Below are 16,737 nucleotides of genomic sequence, written 5' to 3'. Positions count from 1 at the left end.
CGTGAGACAGTTCGGTCCATATCCATCGCGGGCGTAAGATACATGAGGGAGGCTGCTCCTAGTACGAGAGGACCGGAGTGGACGAACCAACGGTGTACCGGTTGTCCTGCCAAGGGCACGGCCGGGTAGCTGCGTTCGGAAGGGATAAACGCTGAAAGCATCTAAGCGTGAAGCCCGTCCCGAGATGAAGTATCTCATCTCAATCAGAGAGTAAGACCCCTTGCAGAAGACGAGGTAGATAGGCTGGGCGTAGAAGTGCGGCAACGCATGCAGCTGACCAGTACTAATCGGTCGAGGGCTTGATTTATTGATGGAAAGTGCTGCGCACTTTCCATGATTACAGGTTATTTCGCAACTAATTTGCAAAGAGTTTCTTCTGTCTAGTTTTGAGTGAACAACACTCAATAGTGCGGTGATGATGCCCGGACGGTACCACCTGTTCCCATTCCGAACACAGCAGTTAAGCGTCCGCAGGCCGAGGGTACTTCGTTGGAGACGACGCGGGAGAGTAGGTAGTTGCCGCAAAGAAAGCTCGTGAGAACTCACGGGCTTTTTTGTTTTTTGATTTCTATTCTTTGTTTCTAAATTTTGATAAGGAATATCAATTATTCGTTTTGTTTATATTGAGTGTGCTAAGTTATTGACATTTTATATGAAAGCCCCTACAATGATGAAAATATGAATCCCGAGTATTTTTGTAAGGATTAAATATACTGTTGATTTTAAGGAGAGTTTACTATGGCAGATGTATTGCTGCAAATAAAGGATCTTCATGCCGGTGTGGATGGGAAGGAGATTCTCAAGGGGCTCGATCTCACCGTTCGCAAGGGTGAGGTGCATGTCATTCTCGGCCCGAACGGGTCGGGAAAGTCGACGCTGATGAACGTGATTATGGGACATCCAAAATATGAGATGACGGGCGGCAGCCTTATCCTTGAGGGAGAGGATATTGGTGAGCTTCGTGCATTTGAGCGTGCGCGCCGCGGTCTTTTCCTCGCGTTTCAGACGCCGGAGGAGATTCCGGGAATTACGGTTGAGAATATGATTCGTACGGCGCGTCAGGTGATGACGGGCGAAAAAGTTAAGCTTCTTTCGTTCCGTAAGGAACTAAATGCGGTGATGGCAGAGTTGAAGATTGATCCGAGTTATGCACAGCGTTATCTCAATGTTGGGTTCTCCGGCGGTGAGAAGAAACGCAGTGAGGTCTTGCAGCTCCTTATGTTTGCACCCAAGGTTGCACTTTTGGATGAGACGGATTCGGGGCTTGATGTTGATGCCGTTCAGATCGTTTCTGAGGGGGTGGCGAAGTTTCATAATAAGAACAACGCATGTATTATCATTACTCACAACGCGAAGATTCTTGATAGGCTCAAGGTTGATTATGTGCACGTTCTTGCACAGGGGAAAATTGCACGTGAGGGCGGTGCGGAGCTGATTGAGGAGATTAACGAGGAAGGTTTTGCTAAAATCCTCGGAGCGCAGGATAAGGTAGGGTGAGCGGCATATGGAAGATTTCGTACCAAAGAAAAAGACCTATGTCGCCGATATTGAGCGTACGATATACGATATCACGAACGAAGACCGTTCCGTGTATAAGTCAGCCTCGGGGCTGACAGAGGAGATTATCCGCGATATTTCTGTGCGGAAACATGACCCTGAGTGGATGCTCGAGTTTCGGCTAAAGTCACTCGACACTTATCATGCGATGGAACTCCCCCCCTGGGGGCCTGACCTCTCAGACCTCGATATGGATAATATCGTCACCTATGTGCAGCCCGACGCAAAGATGGTGGGCGACTGGAATGAGGTGCCTGAGGACATCAAGGAAACATTCGACCGCCTCGGCATTCCGGAGGCTGAAAAGACATCACTGGCGGGTGTGGGCGCACAGTACGACTCCGAGGTCGTTTATCATTCGATTCAAGAGTCGCTTGTGAAGCAGGGCGTTGTCTATACGGATATGGAGACGGCACTGCAGGAATACGGTGATGTCGTCCGGCAGTATTTCATGACACTCGTGCCGCCGAAGGCGCATAAGTTCGCCGCACTCCACGGGGCAGTGTGGTCGGGTGGTTCTTTTGTCTACGTACCTGAGGGCATCAAGGTAGATATTCCATTACAATCCTATTTCCGCCTCAATGCGGCGGGAGCAGGACAGTTTGAGCATACGCTGATCATTGTCGAAAAGGGAGCAAGCCTTCATTTCATTGAGGGATGTTCCGCACCCAAATATAATGTGACGAATCTCCATGCGGGCTGCGTCGAGCTGTTCGTGAAGGAGGGGGCGCGTCTGCGTTACTCCACGATTGAGAACTGGTCACGCAATATGATGAATCTCAATACAAAGCGCGTCAAGGTGGAGAAAGACGGCGCGGTGGAATGGGTCTCAGGTTCGTTCGGTTCTCATGTCTCAATGCTCTACCCGACCAGTATTCTGAGCGGTGAGAACGCAAGCTGCGAGTTCACAGGTATTACGTTCGCATCGAAGGGGCAGGAACTCGATACGGGGGCAACGGTCATTTTCGATGCGCCACATACGTCGGCGAATATCAGCACCCGTTCGATTTCAAAGTCCGGCGGCATTGCTGTCTATCGGAGTGCGGTTAAGGTAACGCCGCGTGCCGTGGGGGCAAAATGCTCGGTGGACTGTGAGTCACTGATGCTTGACTCGGAGTCGCGCAGTGACACGCTGCCCGTGATGGATATTGCTTGCGACCAGGTGGATATCGGACACGAGGCGAAAATTGGCCGCATCAGTGATGAGGCGATATTTTATTTGACAAGTCGCGGTATCGACGAAGAGGAAGCGCGTGCGATGATTGTACGCGGATTTGTCGAACCCATTGCAAAGGAACTCCCCCTGGAGTATGCGGTGGAGATGAACAACCTTGTCAATATCGAGCTGGAAGGGACAATGGGGTGAGTGCTGTGAGTGAAGTTTTTAGCCGTATCCCTATGTCGACATGGCGCTGGTTAGGTGTGAATGACCTGCCGATGCCGGCACAGCTCGGCGATACGAAGACGATAAAGTTCTCCTGCGCGGCAGGGGAATCGCAGCATCATGTCGTGGAGCTGCGAGAGAGCGGCCTGCAGGAGATCCATGCGGAGGTTGCGGACGGGGCAGAGATGCATCTCACCTTCATACAGGTTGTGCCGATAGATGCCGCTGCAGCGAGCCGCATTGAAGCAGAGGTCGGGAAGAAAGGACTGTTCTCCTGCACACTTGTTGAGGCGGGCGCCGCACATACGGTGGCGGAGCTCCGTGTCAATCTCGCAGGCGACGAGGCGCGTGCGGATGTGTGGGGGCTTTATTTCGGCGATGCAGAGCGAAAAATTGACCTCAATTATATCATTCGCCAAGCGGGACGGCTCACGGATGCGAACTTGCAGGTGCGCGGTGCCTTGCTGGGGCACAGTAAAAAAACGTTTCGCGGCACACTGGATTTTGTCGCGGGGTCGCGTGGTTCGGCCGGCAAGGAGGACGAGGAGGTCACCATTCTCTCGCCAAATGCACGCAACCGCAGCGTCCCGCTCATGCTTTCCCATGAGGGCGACGTGGACGGTCATCATGCAGTCAGTATCGGCAGGATTGACGCGGATAAACTCTTTTATTTGATGAGCCGCGGACTTGATGAATATGCTGCGCAGCAGCTCGTCGTCGAGGCGTCGTTTGCACCCGTTCTTGCCCGCATAGAGAGTGAGGAGCTGCGAACTGAGATTACCGATTACATTGAGGGGAGGCTTATGAAGTGAGTAAGAACTTCAACGAGTATCTGCAGGATTTTCCTATTTTGCAGACAAAAATGAACGGCCGTCCCATCGTCTATCTCGATAACGGTGCAACCACGCAGAAACCGGAGGCCGTTATCAAGGCGGTTGCCGATTACTGCACCTATTGGAATGCAAATCCACACCGCGGCGCATATGAACTTTCGGTCAAGGCAACGGACATCTATGAGACGGCGCGTGTACGTACGCAGAAATTTATCGGTGCGGCACGCTCCGAGGAGATTATCTTTACGAAGAATGCCTCTGAGGCGCTGAATCTTGTTGCATACAGTTATGGGCGTGCCCATGTGCAGGCAGGCGAAGAGATTGTCATTACCGTCGCCGAACATCACAGCAACCTTGTGCCGTGGCAGTTTGTTGCCAAGGCATGCGGTGCAACACTGAAATACATCTACCTCGAAGAGGATGGAAATCTCTCGGCGGCCGATATTGCCGCGCAGATTACGGAAAAGACCAAGATTGTTGCCGTGACGCATGTGTCCAATGTGCTCGGGCTCGTGAACGACGTCAAGGCGATAGCGAGCCGTGCCCATGCCGTCGGTGCCGTCATCGTTGTCGACGGCTCGCAGAGTGTGCCGCATATCAAAGTGGATGTGCAGTCGATGGGGGCGGACTTCTTCGCGTTCTCGGGGCACAAGATGCTCTCTCCTATGGGAATCGGCGTGCTCTATGGGAAATATGATATCCTTGACGCGATGCCGCCGTTCCTCTTTGGCGGGGATATGATCGAATATGTCGGCGAACAGGAGACGACGTATGCGGAGCTTCCCGCAAAGTTCGAAGCGGGCACGCAGAACGTCAGCGGCGCGGCGGGACTCATCGCTGCGATTGACTATCTGGAAAAGGTCGGCTTTGACCGCATCGAGGCGATCGAGCGTGATCTCCTCTCCTATGCACTGCCTCGTCTGCGTGAACTATCCTTTGTTGAGCTGTATGGATGTGAGAGTACGCGCGACAACAAAACTGGTATCATTACCTTCAACGTGAAGGATGTTCATCCGCACGATGTTTCGACGATCCTCGACGGCTACGGCGTCGCTATCCGTGCGGGGCATCACTGTGCGCAGCCGTTGATGAAATACCTTGGGCAGAATGCAACCTGCCGCGCGAGTTTCTATCTCTACAATACGCATGAGGACATTGATAAATTCATCGACGCACTGAAAAAGGTGAGGGGAGTGCTCGGATATGCCGATTGAAGGGGAAGAGGCTCTGCACGAATTATATACCGAGGTCATCGGCGAGCACAGCCGCTCGCCGGAGAACAAGGGAGAACTCTCGTCGGCAAATGTGCGCGAGCGCGGGCACAACCCGAGCTGCGGCGACGAGATTACGCTCTCCCTTGAGATCGCGGACGGCATCATCAAGGACGGAGCGTTCTCCGGTGTCGGCTGCGCGATCTCGCAGGCGAGTACCGACATCATGATTGATCTCATGCGCGGCAAGACCGTTGAGGAGGCACATCGCCTCACGCAGCTCTTTACCTCCATGATTAAGCGTGAGGTCACGGACGACGCAGCCCTCGAAGAACTCGACGAAGCCATCGCGCTCAAAAATATCTCCAATATGCCTGCGCGCGTCAAATGTGCTGTGCTCGCATGGCATACGCTGGATAATATCCTCAAGGGAAAAACTGTATAAGAAATCGGGACCGGTTTGGAAGATTTTTCTTCACAAAACAGTCCCGTTTGTATTTTTCCTCGCGTGGATACTAGATTTTTCGCCCCCGGGCATGTATAATAAGCAGGTATTGCAAAATTAGCACTTTTGAAAAGAAAAGGTGGGAGCTCGATGCGGATGACAAAGGCAATGAAATGTATCGCTCTTGGCATCACGGCGCTGGGACTTAGCGTTATGGCAGGCTGCGGCGGAGATCGGCAGGCGGCGGGTGAGAAGTCCTATAAAATCGGTGTAGTACAGCTCGTGGAGCATAATGCGCTCGATGCGGCGAACCGCGGCTTTGTCGACGGACTCAAGGAACGCGGCTATGAGGAGGGGAAGAACCTCACGATTGACCGACAGAACGCGCAGGCGGATCAGTCGAATCTCCAAAACATCGCACAGCGTTTTGTCAGTGACAAGGTCGATCTCATCTGTGCCATCGCAACGCCTGCGGCACAGTCGGTTGCAAATGCAACGCGGGATATTCCCATCGTCGGTACGGCAATTACAGACTATGTGAGCGCGAAACTCGCCCAGTCAAACGCGGTTCCGGGAGGGAATGTGACCGGGACGAGTGATCTGAATCCGATCAAGCAGCAGATTGATCTTCTCATGAAGATTTACCCAAACGCTAAAACTATCGGCACGATTTATTCCTCAAGTGAGATCAATTCGGAAATTCAGATCAAGACCATGACCGAATATGCACAGTCAAAGGGGCTGACAGTACGCGCGGCAACAGTTTCGACGGTCAACGATATTCAGCAGGCGGCACAGAGTCTCGTAGGGGATGTGGATGTGTTCTATGAGCCAACCGACAACGTGATTTCCTCCTCAATCCCGACCCTTGTCAGCGTCACTGACGCGGCGGGCAAGGGCGTCATCTGTGCAGAACCCTTTATGGTGACGGGCGGCTGTCTTGCAACCTACGGCATCGATTACTACAAGCTCGGCGTGCAGACGGGCGAGATGGCGGCGGACATCCTCGAGGGGAAGAGTAAGCCGGCCAATATGCCGATCGAGACGGCACGCGATCTAACGCTTGTCATCAGCAAGAGCGGCATCGAAAAATTAGGGCTGACCATTCCGGAGGACGTGCTGAAAGATGCAACCCTTGTGGACTAAATTATTTAACAGAGTAAAGGTGGAGTCTCGATGCAGATGACAACAGTCATAAAATGCGTCGCTCTTGGGATGGCTGCTTTCGGTCTGCTCGCATCGACAGGCTGCGGCGGGAGTCAACAGGCGGCGGGAGAAAAAACATATAAAATCGGAGTGGTGCAGCTCGTTGAGCACGGCGCGCTCGACGAGGCGAACCGCGGATTTGTGGACGGACTCAAAGAGCGCGGCTACGAGGTCGGGAAGAATGTGAAGCTCGATCAGCAGAACGCACAGGCGGATCAATCGAATTTGCAGAACATCGTCCAACGGTTCGTGAGCGACAAGGTCGACCTCATCTGTGCCATTGCAACGCCGAGCGTACAGTCTGCTGCGAACGTGACGAAGGAGATTCCCATCGTTGGCACGGCGGTCACGGACTATGTGAGCGCGAAGGTCGCTCAATCCAATGAGAAACCGGGCGGTAACGTCACGGGAACGAGCGATTTGAGCCCGATCGCCGATCAGATCGACCTCCTCATGAAGCTCTATCCGAATGCCAAGACCATCGGCACGATTTACTCCTCGAGTGAAATAAATTCCGAGATTCAGGTCAAGGCGATGAAGGAATATGCTGCATCGAAGGGGCTGACGGTACGCGTTGCGACGATCTCCACGGTCAACGACATTCAGCAGGCGGCGCAGAGCATCGTGGGCGAGGTGGACGTTTTCTATGAGCCGTCGGACAACATCATCGCCTCTGCGATGCCGACGCTCGCGAGCGTGACCGATCCTGCGGGCAAGGGCATTATCTGTGCCGTGCCGACGATGGTGCAGGCGGGCGGTCTTGCGACCTACGGTATTGACTACTATAAGCTCGGTGTGCAGACAGGCGCAATGGCAGCCGACATCCTTGAGGGTAAGCGCAAGCCTGCGGATATGCCAATCGAGACGGCGCATGAGCTCATGCTCGTGATCAACAAAAAGAATGCGGAAAAAATCGGACTGACCATCCCCGACGACATACTGCAAGGGGCGGTCATCGCAGAGTAAACGATTGACGAAGAAAGCGGAGCGGGCACGCAGCGTGTCCGCTTTTTTTCCGAAATATAGGGAGTGACATTATGGATTTGGTCATCGCAACAGCTGCACAGGGCGTCCTGTGGGGACTCTATGCGCTGGGCGTCTATTTGACATATCGTGTTCTGGACATTGCGGATCTGACCGTCGAGGGGAGCTTTCCCCTCGGTGCTGCCGTTGCCGCCTCCATGCTCGTGGCAGGGTATTCGCCCCTCGTCTCGATCTTTGCTGCATGTGCGGCAGGATGTATTTCCGGCATCATCACAGGATTTTTCTGTACGAAGCTGAAGATCCCTGCGCTCCTTGCAGGTATCCTCACAATGATTGGACTCTACTCCATCAACCTGCATGTCATGGGCAAGGCAAATCTGCCTCTGCTCCAGCAGGAAACGCTCTTCACCGAGTGGAATATTTGGGGGCTGGATACGGCGAGCAATATCCTCGTCATCGGCACAATTGTTGTCATTTTAGCCATCCTCCTGACCTATTGGTTCTTTGGTACGGAGCTTGGTACTGCCATCCGTGCGACGGGTGCAAATCCGCACATGATCCGCGCGAACGGCGTCAACACCGACGTCATGATCGTCCTCGGGCTTCTGCTCTCCAACGGCTTGGTCGCGATTTGCGGCGCGCTTGTCGCACAGAGCAACGGATTTGCCGACGTCGGTATGGGGACGGGGACGATCGTCATCGGGCTTGCCTCCGTCATTATCGGCGAGGTGCTGTTCGGTACGCGCAGCTTTAAGAACTGGCTTATCTCCGTTGTGCTCGGCTCCGTCGTCTATCGCGCCGTCATCGCGGTCGTGCTGCAGCTCGGTATGCCGCCGAACGATCTCAAGCTCTTTACGGCAGTTCTCGTCGCGATCGCGCTTTCGCTGCCGCTCATCCAGACGAAATACCATGCGATGAAGAAGGGAGCGTAACCATGCTGCGCATAGAGGACATCAAAAAAACCTTCAATCCCGGTACGATTACGGAAAAGAAGGCCCTCTCCGGCGTTACACTGCATCTTGAACCCGGAGATTTCGTCACCGTCATCGGCGGCAACGGCGCGGGCAAATCAACGCTCATGAACGCTATCGCAGGGGCGATTTCTGTGGATACGGGGAAAATCTCCATCGCCGGCGAGGATATTACCAAATGGCCGGAGCATCGACGTGCACGGTTCATCGGACGTGTTTTCCAAGATCCCATGATGGGTACTGCCGCACGCATGATGATCGAGGAAAATCTTGCAATTGCTGCCCGCCGTGGACAGACACCGACCCTGCGTTGGGGATCGACCGACGAGATGCGCGACATCTTTCGTGAGAAACTGGCAGGTCTAAAGCTTGGACTCGAGGATCGTCTCTCCTCGCGCGTCGGACTCCTATCTGGCGGACAGCGGCAGGCGCTGACGCTCCTCATGGCGACGCTCGTAAAGCCGAACCTGCTGCTCCTCGACGAGCACACTGCCGCACTCGACCCGAAGACCGCCGCGCAGGTGCTCGAGCTGACCGAAAAGATCGTCACGGAACAACAGCTCACCACCCTTATGATCACGCACAATATGAAGGATGCCCTTCGTTACGGCAACCGCCTTATCATGCTGCATGAGGGACATATCCTCTTCGACGTACCGCAGGGGGAGAAAAAGGGACTCACAACGCGCGATCTCCTCTCCATGTTCGAACGTGCCGCGGGCAGCGAACTCGCTAATGACAGTCTCCTCCTAAGTTAATTGAATAATAACGCCTCTCACAAGACGTTCTAAAACAGCTCCTGTATATTTATCCATGTAAACAGGATCGATGGGAGCAAACAAACGGCTTCCCTTCGAAAAACCTTGGATAGGAGTGAGTACCATGACGAAGAAGAAAGTTAAGAAAATAATCGCTGCGGCACTCTTTGGTGTTATGACATGCAGTTTGGTTGGAACAACAGCAGTTGTCGCAGAGGCTAGCCCTCGCATGATGGCAGATGCCCCTCGTGCAATGGACGTGCGCTCAAGCTATGGAGACTCCTACGAGGTCACACAGCTTGCTGCACGCCGGCATAAGCCGAAACGCAAAGGATATTCGCAGGGAACAGTCACGACCGCCGCAATCGTCGGCGCCGTGGTCGGTGCGTTCATCGCGAAGAATACCTAATATTCAATAGGTGCGTCTTCTGCGGTCTTCCCTTCCGCAGGATTCACATACATTCCCTACATTTCTTTCTCTCTATCGAAAGTGCGCCTCCCGCTGCCCGGCGGGGGGCGTATTTTCTTTGTAAGTAAAGAAATCATGTATAGTTCCGATCCTCACCCCTTGCTATTTTGTGGAATCATAGTAAAATAGGAGGAAGATTATCGAACGGATGAGCGGGGGTGAATAGATGCTAGAGGATTTTTTGGTGCGGCTGTGTCGTTCGGTATATCGGGACGAGCCGCTTGTTCGTTCTTCGGATGAGGCACCTGCGGGGAAAGTGCCGAAGCTGATCCGCGCGATGCGTTCGCTCGCTCAGGTGTCCGGTTCGTGTTGGCAGCCGCGCGAGGAGATTTTCCTGAAGCAGGCGCGTCTGATGGAGCGTTATGAGGACGATTTCGTGTTCGAGGGCGAGGTGACGCGCTACTATCCCACCTATGAATCGCTTTCGGATGCGGAGCTGCGCGGTTATTTCGCATGGCGGACGCAGGTGCGAAAGGGGCGGATTGTGCCCGCGCCGCTGACGTTCGCAATGCTCTATGCGTATGAGATTCTGCATCTCATCGGGTGCAGGGACGCGGCGGACGGCTATGGGAAGCTGATGGAGCTCGGTCTTGAATTTGGCATGACGGAGCCCGCGCTCTATACCTATCTGCCTGCATGGACGTACGGCTATGTGATTTACTACGGGCTCGATCCGGAGTATCTTTCCGATAGTTCGTACTATCGCGATATGAAATTGCAGGACGAGGCGATCGCGGCCGTCCTCTCACGCGGCGAGCATCCCGCGGAGGAGATCGCGGCGGGGCTGTGCGCGCTGTCTTCCTATCGGCTGGAGCGGTCGAAATTCTATCGGACATATACGAGCGATATGAGCGCCGTGATTATGCGCGTGATCGCGCGCGTCGCGGAGTATTATGAAAAACATCGAAAACGGAATTTTTCGTCGGAATATATTGGACACGAATGCCGGCGGCTGACGCGGATCTTTCCGGGGGCGGTGTTCCATGCGCGCTCGCCCGAGGAGGAACGCGTCTATACGGTGAATCCCGTGCGCAGCTATGAGTGCGCGGGCGGCGCGTGGTATATGCTCGCCTACGAGCGCGAGCTGAAACAGGCGCGGCGGCTCGGCGCGCTGCTGCGGCTCATCGACTATCGGATGCGCGAATGCACGAGCTTTCCGTCTATCAAGCCGCCGAAGAAAACGACGAAATGGCTTGCAAAGATTGTCGACGAGGAAATCGAAGCGTTTTTCGCCGAAAAAAAGGCGGCGGAAGCGCGCCGCGTGCATATCGATCTCTCGCAGCTCGGGCGCATCCGTGCGGACGCCGCGGTCACGCGCGAGCGGCTGATCGTCGCGGAGGAGGAAGAGGAAGCCGCCGCACCAATTTCGATGCCGGGAACGGGCGAGAGCGTATCGGAGATGTTGCCCCTGGCGTGGCAAGAATCTTTTTCAGGCGATGCCGATGTGCAGACGAGCGAGACGGATGCCTTCCTCGACGCACCGGAGCTGCATCTGCTCCGCGATCTGCTGACGGGCGCGCCGCTCTCGTGGGTGCGCGCCGAGGGGCATATTGTTTCCGTCCTCGTGGACGGCATCAATGAGAAGCTGTACGACGACTTTGCCGACGCCGTGATCGAGGGCGATCCGCCCGCCGTGATTGAGGATTATCGAGAAGAATTGATTGAGAGGTATCTCCATGTCGCAGAATGAACCTGTCAAAATCTCGCGCCGCATCGCGCAGACGCTCGTGAGCGCGCTCAAGGGCGGCGTCGTCCCGCGCATCGGGCTTCCCTATATCACGGTCGGGCGGCGCAGCGAGATCGAAGCGCTCCTCTCCGATGTGGAGCTGATCGCGGACGGCGGCGCGTCGTTCCGCTTCATCGTCGGGCGGTACGGGAGCGGCAAGAGTTTTCTCCTGCAAACGATACGCAGCTATGTCATGGCAAAAAATTTTGTCGTGGTGGATGCCGATCTCTCCCCGGAGCGGCGTCTCCAAGGGACGCACGGGCAGGGGCTTGCGACGTACCGCGAACTCATCCGCAACATGGCGACGAAGACGACGCCCGAAGGCGGCGCCCTGACGCTCATCCTCGACCGCTGGATCAGCCGCGTGCAGCAGGAGACTATGGCGGCGGAGGGCTTATCCGCTGCGGACGGAGGGCTTTCGCCTGCCGTGGAGCGGCGCATCGGGGAGATCGTCTACGGGCTGAACGATCTCGTGCACGGCTTTGACTTTGCGCGGCTGCTCACGATGTACTACCGCGCGTATGTGGACGGGGACGATGAGAAACGCGCGCAGGTGGCGCGCTGGTTCCGCGGCGAGTATGCGACGAAGACCGAGGCGCGGCGGGATCTCGGCGTCGGCATCATCATCACGGATGACGACTGGTACGAGTATCTCAAGATCTTTGCCTTTTTCCTGCGGCAGGCGGGCTATGCGGGGATGCTCATCCTCATCGACGAGCTCGTGAACATCTACAAGGTGCCGCACGCCATTACGCGCCAATACAATTATGAAAAGCTCCTCACGATGTATAACGATGCGATGCAGGGCAAGGCGCGCTATCTCGGCGTCATCATGTGCGGCACACCCGAGTGTATGGAGGACACGCGGCGCGGCGTCTACAGTTATGAAGCGCTGCGCTCGCGGCTCGCCGAGGGGCGGTTCGGCGGGGAGCACCGCGATCTGCTCTCGCCCGTCATTCGGCTCGCGCCGCTGACGCATGAGGAGATGTTCGTGCTCACGGAAAAACTCGCCGCGATTCATGCCGTTCTCTATGGATACGAGCAGATCGTCACGCAGGACGATCTTGCGGACTTCATCCGCATCGAGTTCGGGCGCATCGGCGCGGACACGCATATCACGCCGCGCGAGGTGATTCGCGACTTCATTGAGGTACTAGACATCGTATATCAAAATCCGAACGTCAAGGTCGCGGAACTGCTCAACTCGCAGGATTTTTCCTATGCGCAGAATGATGTAATCGGGGCGGAGACGGACGCGTCCTTTGCGGAGTTTGAGCTGTGAGTGCGTTCGACCGCTACGCGCCGTTCGTCAAGGACTACATCTACGCGCACGGTTGGGAGAATCTGCGCGCGGTGCAGGTTGCCGCGGCGGAGGCGATCTTTGAGACGGACGAGCACGTTCTGCTCACGGCGTCCACGGCATCCGGCAAGACCGAGGCGGCGTTCTTTCCCATCATCACGCTGTTTTCCGAGGAGCCGCCGGCATCCGTCGGCTGTATCTACATCGGTCCACTCAAGGCGCTCATTAACGACCAGTTCACGCGGCTGAACGATCTTTGCCGGACGGCGGAGATTCCTGTTTGGCACTGGCACGGCGATGTCGCGCAGAGTCATAAAGCGCGGCTGATGAAGCGCCCGTCGGGCATTCTGCAAATCACGCCCGAGTCGTTAGAAGCGCTCCTTTTGCATCGCCATGCGGCGATTCCAAAACTCTTCGGCGACCTCCGTTTCGTCGTCATCGACGAGGTCCACTCGCTCCTGCGCGGCGACCGCGGCGGGCAGACACTGTGTCTCATTGAACGGCTGTCCCGCATCGCGGGGGTTGCGCCGCGCCGCATCGGGCTATCGGCGACGATCGGCGATCCCGCCGGGACGGGCGCCTTTCTCGCGGCGGGGACGGGGCGGGGGACGGTTGTCCCGCGCATCGAGGCAAAGGGAAGCAAGTGGCGCATCTCCATGGAGCATTTTTATGTACGCGATGCACAGGCGGCGGAGGGAAAGGACGAGATAACGGCGCTCCCCGCCCTTGATACGCCGACGGATACCGCGCCCGAAAACGCCGATCCGGGGCTGGGCTATATCTTTGAACACACGCGCGGGAAGAAGTGTCTCCTCTTCGTCAACTCGCGCGAGGAGTGCGAGGCGGTGACGACGACACTGCGCGCCTACTGTGAGAAGCGGCATGAGCCGGATCGCTTCCTCATCCATCACGGCAATCTCTCCGCTGCGTTCCGCGAGACGGCGGAGGAACGCATGAAGGACGAGAGCAGTATGCTCACGACATGTACGACGGCGACGTTGGAGCTCGGCATCGACATTGGGCGGCTGGAGCGCGCCTTTCAGATCGACGCGCCGTGGACGGTATCGTCGTTCCTCCAACGGATGGGGCGCACGGGGCGCAGGAAGCTGCCGCCCGAGATGTGGTTCGTCATGCGCGAGGATGCGCCCGACCCGCGCGCCCTGCTCCCCGCGACGATCCCGTGGAAACTATTGCAGGGCATCGCCCTCGTACAGCTCTATCTCGAGGAGCGTTGGGTCGAGCCGCCGCGCCTTGACCGTCTGCCGTTTAGCCTCCTCTATCATCAGACGATGAGCGTTGCGGCGTCCTGCGGGGAACTCTCGCCGCGTGCGCTCGCGGAGCGCGTGCTCTCCCTACATGTCTTTCACCGCATCACGCAGGAAGATTACCGTACGCTGCTCCGCTACTTGATCATGCAGGATCATTTACAGCAGACGGAACGCGGCGGGCTGATCGTCGGACTGGCGGGCGAGCGTGTCATTCACTCCTACCGCTTTTACGGCGTATTTCAGGAAAACGAGGAGTACACAGTCCGCAGCGAATCGCAGGAGATCGGCACGATCGTTGCGCCGCCGCCCGTCGGGGAGAAAATCGCCATCGCAGGGCACGTCTGGCGCGTCCTCGAAGTCGACCGCAAGCGGCATCTCGTTTACTGCGAGCAGGTAAAGGGGAACGTTCCCGCCTATTTCGGCGAGTGTCCGGGCGACATCCATACGAAGATCCTAGAGCGGATGCGCCGCGTCCTGTGCGAGGAGACGAGCTATCCCTATCTCATGAAAAATGCCGTGGCGCGCCTTGCACAGGCACGCGACACGGCACGGCATTCGGGCGCGGCAACGGATGCGCTCATCCCGCTCGGCGGCGATATGTATGCACTGCTCCCGTGGCTCGGCAGCTACGCGTTCCTCGCGCTTGAGCGATTCCTGCGCATTCGCTGTGCGGAACGCATCGGGCTGCGAGCCCCAGACTCCATGCGCCCGTATTTCATGCAGTTCAGCATGAAGGCGTCTCCCACGGAGTTCTTCCGCGTGCTCGCCGAGGAGGCGGCAAAGGACTTCGACCCGATGGAACTCCTCTATCCGAACGAAGTGCCGCTCTTTGACAAATACGACGAATATCTGCCCGAGGAGCTCGTGCGGCGTGGATTCGCGTGCGGCGTTTTGGATATTGCGGGGATGAAGCGGCGCGTAGGGGAGTGGGCGGAGCGTTAAAGCTCCGCGCCGTTTGAGGCGATCACCTTTTGGTACCATGAGAAAGATTTCTTGCGGTATCGTTTCCCCGTACCTGTGCCGTCGTCATGGAGATCGACGTAGATGAAGCCGTAGCGCTTTGCGAGCTCGCCCGTCGTAAAGGAGATGACGTCGATGCAGCCCCACGGCGTATAGCCGATGAGATTCACGCCGTCGTGTTCGACGGCTTTTTTCATGGCGCGAATGTGCGCGGCGAGATAGGCGATGCGATAGTCATCGTTTACCGTTTCATTTTCGAGCACATCGTATGCGCCGAGACCGTTCTCCACGATGAAGAGCGGCAGTTCGTAGCGACCGTGGAGGAGGTTTATCGCATAGCGCAGCCCCGTGGGATCGATGCCCCATCCCCAGTCCGACACTTTGATATGGGGATTCACTACCGAGTGCACGTTGCCGCCGTAGCTCGTGACGGGGGTGGCGACATCCGCGCGTACGGTGTTCGACATATAGTAGCTGAATCCGATATAGTCCGCCGTACCCGCAGCTAGGATCGCCGCATCCTCGGACAGCATCTCGGGCGTCAAATCCTTACGCTCCCATAGTTTCTGCGTATAGGCATTGTAGTGACCGCGGCAGAGCACATCGAGAAAATGATAGCGTTCCTGCATGCTTTCCTCCGCGCGCATCACATCGGCGGGAGCGCAGGAATACGGATAGTAGGGGATAAAGGCGACCATGCAGCCAATCTTAAAATTAGGATTGATGTCGTGTCCGAGCTGCGTGACGCGTGCTGCGGCGACCATCTCGTGATGCGCCGCCTGATGCATCGCATTGAGCGGACGGTCAATCAGAGAGTAGCGCAGTCCCGAGTTCGTCCAGCCGAAGGTGTCTGTCGCCATGTAGGTCTGATTGTTGATTTCGTTGAACGTCATCCAATAGCGCACCTTATCCCGGTAGCGCCGCATGACCGTCTCCGCATAGCGGACAAAGAAATCGACGAGTTTGCGGTTCGTCCACCCGCCATACGCCTTTGCAAGGTGATAGGGCATCTCGAAGTGACTCAGTGTAACGACCGGTTCGATGCCGTGGGCGCGCAGCGTATCGAAGAGATCGTCGTAGAAGCACAGCCCCGCCTCGTTGGGCGTCTCCTCGTCGCCGTTTGGGAAAATGCGCGACCACGAGATCGACGTACGGAAACATTTGAATCCCATCTCGGCAAAGAGTGCGATGTCCTCCTTGTAGGTGTGGTAAAAATCAATGCCCGTATGGTTCGGATAACGCTCACCCGACAGAACCCCGTCCGTAATACGGCGAGGCTCCGTGCGCGAACCGCCCGTCATCACATCGCAGATTGATAGCCCGCGCCCGTCCGCATCCCATGCCCCCTCGAGCTGATGCGCCGCAACTGCGCCGCCCCATAGGAAATTTTTTGGAAAAGCCATCTCGTCCTCCTTTGTTTCGCCCAAATTCACATGGGGATAGTTCCGGTTCATGGTAAAATGAAGTGGGACAGAAAAAAAGGACAGGCAGCGCTCAATGTGTTACAATGTTTTCACCACAAAAACAGAACAGAAGGTGCTGCCATGTCCCATACTCATTCTACCACAACCACGCGCTCATATAAACACCTAGACCCATATCGGCGCGGACAAATTTTTGCCCTCCTATCCACCGGTATGTCAAAGACTGACATTGCAAAGCAGG

General features: G+C 56.2%; 15 protein-coding genes and 2 rRNA genes. 16 read left to right on the top strand and 1 reads right to left on the bottom strand.

Features of this window, described 5'->3' with window-relative positions:
* From HMPREF1147_RS04385 to HMPREF1147_RS04315, 15 genes are all read left to right on the top strand, one after another.
* Positions 1 to 307, top strand: a 23S ribosomal RNA gene (locus HMPREF1147_RS04385); the annotation flags it as partial.
* Positions 308 to 408: 101 nt separating this feature from the next.
* Positions 409 to 525, top strand: a 5S ribosomal RNA gene (gene rrf, locus HMPREF1147_RS04380).
* Between the two features lie 213 nt (positions 526 to 738).
* Positions 739 to 1,497, top strand: coding sequence for a Fe-S cluster assembly ATPase SufC (gene sufC / locus HMPREF1147_RS04375; protein ID WP_009657845.1), 759 nt, complete (start codon positions 739 to 741; stop codon positions 1,495 to 1,497).
* A gap of 7 nt (positions 1,498 to 1,504) precedes the next feature.
* The gene (sufB, locus tag HMPREF1147_RS04370; protein WP_009657842.1) at positions 1,505 to 2,923 is read left to right on the top strand and encodes a Fe-S cluster assembly protein SufB; all 1,419 of its coding nucleotides are present in this window, start codon (positions 1,505 to 1,507) and stop codon (positions 2,921 to 2,923) included.
* Between the two features lie 32 nt (positions 2,924 to 2,955).
* On the top strand, positions 2,956 to 3,753 hold the full coding sequence (locus HMPREF1147_RS04365) for a SufD family Fe-S cluster assembly protein (RefSeq protein WP_050992865.1): 798 nt from the start codon (positions 2,956 to 2,958) through the stop codon (positions 3,751 to 3,753).
* Positions 3,750 to 4,988 carry a cysteine desulfurase gene (locus tag HMPREF1147_RS04360; protein WP_009657851.1) on the top strand — a complete coding sequence of 413 codons (1,239 nt, stop codon included), beginning with the start codon at positions 3,750 to 3,752 and terminating at the stop codon, positions 4,986 to 4,988. Before HMPREF1147_RS04365 ends, HMPREF1147_RS04360 begins: the two co-directional genes overlap by 4 nt.
* On the top strand, positions 4,978 to 5,430 hold the full coding sequence (gene sufU / locus HMPREF1147_RS04355; protein ID WP_009348613.1) for a Fe-S cluster assembly sulfur transfer protein SufU: 453 nt from the start codon (positions 4,978 to 4,980) through the stop codon (positions 5,428 to 5,430). Before HMPREF1147_RS04360 ends, sufU begins: the two co-directional genes overlap by 11 nt.
* Positions 5,431 to 5,580: 150 nt before the next feature.
* Positions 5,581 to 6,576 carry an ABC transporter substrate-binding protein gene (locus HMPREF1147_RS04350; RefSeq protein ID WP_009348614.1) on the top strand — a complete coding sequence of 332 codons (996 nt, stop codon included), beginning with the start codon at positions 5,581 to 5,583 and terminating at the stop codon, positions 6,574 to 6,576.
* A 30-nt stretch (positions 6,577 to 6,606) separates the two neighbouring features.
* Entirely contained in the window at positions 6,607 to 7,602 is a 996-nt protein-coding gene (locus HMPREF1147_RS04345; protein WP_009657850.1) for an ABC transporter substrate-binding protein, read from the top strand.
* Between the two features lie 71 nt (positions 7,603 to 7,673).
* The gene (locus tag HMPREF1147_RS04340; RefSeq protein WP_009657843.1) at positions 7,674 to 8,552 is read left to right on the top strand and encodes an ABC transporter permease; all 879 of its coding nucleotides are present in this window, start codon (positions 7,674 to 7,676) and stop codon (positions 8,550 to 8,552) included.
* A 2-nt stretch (positions 8,553 to 8,554) separates the two neighbouring features.
* Positions 8,555 to 9,349, top strand: a complete 795-nt coding sequence (locus HMPREF1147_RS04335; RefSeq protein WP_009657841.1) for an ABC transporter ATP-binding protein — start codon at positions 8,555 to 8,557, stop codon at positions 9,347 to 9,349.
* 124 nt (positions 9,350 to 9,473) lie between these two features.
* Positions 9,474 to 9,758: a hypothetical protein gene (locus HMPREF1147_RS04330; protein ID WP_009657849.1), complete on the top strand. Its 285-nt coding sequence runs from the start codon at positions 9,474 to 9,476 to the stop codon at positions 9,756 to 9,758.
* A 226-nt stretch (positions 9,759 to 9,984) separates the two neighbouring features.
* A complete protein-coding gene (locus HMPREF1147_RS04325) occupies positions 9,985 to 11,508 on the top strand; it encodes a TerB N-terminal domain-containing protein (RefSeq protein WP_009657844.1) in 1,524 nt (507 codons plus the stop codon).
* Entirely contained in the window at positions 11,495 to 12,826 is a 1,332-nt protein-coding gene (locus tag HMPREF1147_RS04320) for an ATP-binding protein (protein WP_009657847.1), read from the top strand. Before HMPREF1147_RS04325 ends, HMPREF1147_RS04320 begins: the two co-directional genes overlap by 14 nt.
* Positions 12,823 to 15,054: a DEAD/DEAH box helicase gene (locus HMPREF1147_RS04315; RefSeq protein ID WP_009657852.1), complete on the top strand. Its 2,232-nt coding sequence runs from the start codon at positions 12,823 to 12,825 to the stop codon at positions 15,052 to 15,054. The genes HMPREF1147_RS04320 and HMPREF1147_RS04315 overlap by 4 nt, the downstream gene beginning before the upstream one ends.
* On the opposite strand, the gene HMPREF1147_RS04310 is transcribed toward HMPREF1147_RS04315, so the two are convergent.
* Positions 15,051 to 16,475 (bottom strand): 6-phospho-beta-glucosidase, encoded by a 1,425-nt coding sequence (locus HMPREF1147_RS04310; RefSeq protein WP_009657848.1) that lies wholly within the window; start codon positions 16,473 to 16,475, stop codon positions 15,051 to 15,053. The genes HMPREF1147_RS04315 and HMPREF1147_RS04310 overlap by 4 nt on opposite strands.
* Before the next feature lie 30 nt (positions 16,476 to 16,505).
* On the opposite strand from HMPREF1147_RS04310, the gene HMPREF1147_RS12250 reads away from it, so the two are divergent.
* On the top strand, positions 16,506 to 16,737 hold a 232-nt coding region (locus tag HMPREF1147_RS12250), incomplete at its 3' end, for a hypothetical protein (protein ID WP_232208046.1).

The organism is Selenomonas sp. FOBRC9 (assembly GCF_000287655.1).
In the GTDB taxonomy this organism is placed as follows: Bacteria; Bacillota; Negativicutes; order Selenomonadales; family Selenomonadaceae; genus Centipeda; species Centipeda artemidis.
This window is presented reverse-complemented; position numbering and strand designations above follow the sequence as displayed.